3 protein-coding genes are annotated in these 3,148 nt (G+C 48.1%); all 3 read left to right on the top strand.

Annotation, left to right across the window (positions count from 1 at the left end; translation table 11 throughout):
- Nucleotides 1-494: 494 nt before the first annotated feature.
- Nucleotides 495-1,316 carry a Cof-type HAD-IIB family hydrolase gene (locus tag HOLDEFILI_RS02270; protein ID WP_039863708.1) on the top strand — a complete coding sequence of 274 codons (822 nt, stop codon included), beginning with the start codon at nt 495-497 and terminating at the stop codon, nt 1,314-1,316.
- A gap of 51 nt (nt 1,317-1,367) precedes the next feature.
- Nucleotides 1,368-1,880 carry a nitroreductase family protein gene (locus HOLDEFILI_RS02275; protein ID WP_039863754.1) on the top strand — a complete coding sequence of 171 codons (513 nt, stop codon included), beginning with the start codon at nt 1,368-1,370 and terminating at the stop codon, nt 1,878-1,880.
- A 211-nt stretch (nt 1,881-2,091) separates the two neighbouring features.
- Nucleotides 2,092-3,148, top strand: a 1,057-nt coding sequence (locus HOLDEFILI_RS19525; protein WP_039863709.1) for a hypothetical protein, incomplete at its 3' end; no start/stop codon positions are given.

A 3,148-nucleotide genomic window follows, 5' to 3' on the forward strand; every position in this document is an offset into this window, starting at 1 on the left:
TTCAAAAGAAAAAACGCCGTCATCCGTCACAAAGATCACCGGCGTTTATCTGTCCACAGCTTCTCTTCGATGAAGAGATAGCTTACGACGGGTATCGCTTTCTCAAGCGTCCCTACACTTATAGTATATGCCATTCTTGAGTTATTTCAAGAACTTTTTATATCAGTGATGGTACTCCAATTTCTTTCATGAAATGCCTGTCAAATAAACTTAGATAAAAGTTCGATATCTATTCCAAAGTGAGTTTAACGAAGAAAAAATATGAATTTAACTTTGTAATACGCTCTGGGTAAAAAAGGAAATGTTGATCAACAAGAAAAAAATTCTTGCAATCTGAATGTGGATCCGCGCTTAATACTTTGCTTAATCGCTGGTCATCAAACCTTCGTTTATCTTTCGTTGTTTCTTCAATTAAGCCTGTCCCTTTTAAGAAGACCGCTATTCGCTCTCATCGAAAATACGGTATAATGAGGATAAATTTCAGGAGGAAATCCATGGTGCATTTAACGAGAGGTACAGTCCGGATGATTTGTCTGGACTTAGACGGCACACTGTTTACGCCCCGCAAAGAGATCAGCGGGCGGAGCCGGAAAGCCATAAAGGGATGTCTGGATTTGGGGATGGAAGTCGTGCTGGTGACCGGACGGCCCTATTTGTTCGCAAAAGGGGTGGCGGCGTCGATTGATCCGCGCGTAGACGCGATTGGATATGTCGGCAATTACCGTCGCATTCAAGGCGTGGCGCAGGGAACCCCGATTTCACAGGAAACGGCGCTGGAAATCCTGCGGCTGCTTCAGCGCGAGCATGTGTGGATGCAGGCGAAAACATTTCATCACGTCTATGGCAATTCGCTGAATCTGATCCAGCCGGATTATCAGAAGGTCACGCGGCATAATCCGCCTGAGGAACAGATTGAGGTTCACTCTTGGACCCGGCCGCTGCGGCAGATCGAGAGGTCGAAAGAGCCGGTATATAAAATCATCGCGCTGGGCGGTCTTAAGATTAAAAAGCTGAACCGTCTGCTTGCGCCGATCCCGGGTATTAAAGTTTACAGTTACGCGAAAACCAATTTGGAAATCGCTTCCGATCAAAATGATAAAGGCACAGCGATCCAAGCCGCTGCGGCACAGTTAGGAATTTCATTGGAACAGGTGCTCGGCGTCGGCGACAGTCTGAATGATATGGAAATGTTTAACGTCTGCGGCATTAAAGCGGCAATGGGCAACGCGTCTTCCGCGTTGAAAGCTCAGGCAGATCTGATCACGGACACCAACGCTCAGGAAGGTGTTGCCAAGCTGTTGGAATCCTTGCTTTGAGCTTGGCTTTCCTGACGGAATAATAAGAAAGAAAAAGAGGGAGGAATGAAGATGAAGTTTTCAGAATTAGCGGCCCAGCGGTATTCTGTCCGCCGCTTCGACAGTCGGCCGGTCGAGCAGGACGTCTTAGATCAAATCTTGGAAACAGGACGTTTAGCGCCAACTGCGAAAAACCTGCAGCCGCAGCGGATTTATGTTGTCCGCAGCGAGGCTCTGTTAGCGAAGCTCAGAACCATTACGACGATGACCTTTGACGCACCGCAGGTCTTGATCATTTGTGCGGATCCGAGCGAAGCTTGGGTTAATCCATTCAACGGCCGCAGTTCAGCGGAGATGGACGCGTCGATCGTTGCCGCACACATGATGCTGCAGATGCAGGAGCTGGGGATCGGCAGCACGTGGGTCTGTTGGTTTGATACGGAAAAGGTAAAGCAGGCGCTGGCCCTGCCGGAAAGCGTTGAGCCGTATTGCCTGCTTCCGTTCGGCTATCCCAGCGCCGGCTGCCGCCCTTCCCGGCAACACGATCAGCGCAAGCCGCTGGATCAGACAGTGCAGTATCTCTAATTCAATCCTTTCGCTGCGCAGGTCTGAAGCGCAGTGTTTGTTGATCTATTAATTCGGAAAGAAAAGCATTCAAAGTAATTCTTGGAATGCTTTTTCAGCTTGCGTAAAGACGGATCTTTTACCTGGGTCTATTGTTGTAAACCTGACGCCATGCTATAATACGAGAAAGAAACAATTCATGGGAAAGTTAAAGTTGAATGGGGGAACTTGTATGAAATTCAGAAATGCACGAAGGCTTGGGATCGGCCTTTGCTGGCTGATCAGCTTAATCAGCTTAACCAGCTGTCAAACGGATCCGGCGAAAGGCTCAAATGAAAAATGGCTGAGCCAGAACGATTCACAGGCGGTCATCGTCGGAGAAAACTATTACATGCCGGATTTTGATCAGAATCAAATTATGATCTGGAATTTTTCAGATCAGTCGCTGAAAAACTGGGATTTCTTCCAGGACGCGCAGATGCCGTCGGGAAAGATCCGGAGGGTTACTTCGCCGGATGCCAGCCGGCTGGCAATCTGGACACAGAACGAGGAAGAAAACACCGATATTTATGAACGAAATCCAATAACCGTAAATCTCTGGAATCTGAAAGAAAAGCGGGTGGAAAAGCAGATCATGGCGACCGGCTCGGGTCAGATGCAGGGGCAGGATCTATATTGGATCAAGGAGAACCAGCTGTGGCATCAGTCTGTGGATGAGGATTCAGCGGAAATGATCGCCGATCTCAGCGCGGAAGCGACGGATGCGAATAGTATGTCGGTAGAAGCGATTCTTGAACATACCGTAATTATCTCTGCGGATTATTCTGTCGAAAAATCTTCCCGGGCTTACTTTAAAATTGACCGGGATGGGAATACGCTGAGTTCCTTTGAGGCGGAACCGGGAGATTGGGGAGAGTATTATTCCGTTGCTTATTTAATCGGCGCAGATGAAGAAAAACTCTATTTTCAAGTCTACGGATCCATGAAAATCTATTACTTCTCAACGGATCATGAGGGCAAAAACGCGGAGTTGATTCAGAGTACAAATGAAGGAACGCTCATCCGCTCCCAGCCGGCGTTATCGCAGAAGGGATTTTACACCATCGTCACCAACCGTGAAATCGGTAATTTTGATGAACCGCGGCAATGCCAGGTCATCCGTCAGAATGGTTATGATAAGGAAAGCGTCGCTACGCTGAAATGCCTGGAAGAACTGCGCTGCACACCGGTGGGTGGCTGGTTAAAAATTCAGGGATATTCAGGCGACGGCGTAAATCATGTTTTTCTTG

Origin of the sequence: Holdemania filiformis DSM 12042, from assembly GCF_000157995.1 — a bacterium.
In the GTDB taxonomy this organism is placed as follows: Bacteria; Bacillota_I; Bacilli_A; order Erysipelotrichales; family Erysipelotrichaceae; genus Holdemania; species Holdemania filiformis.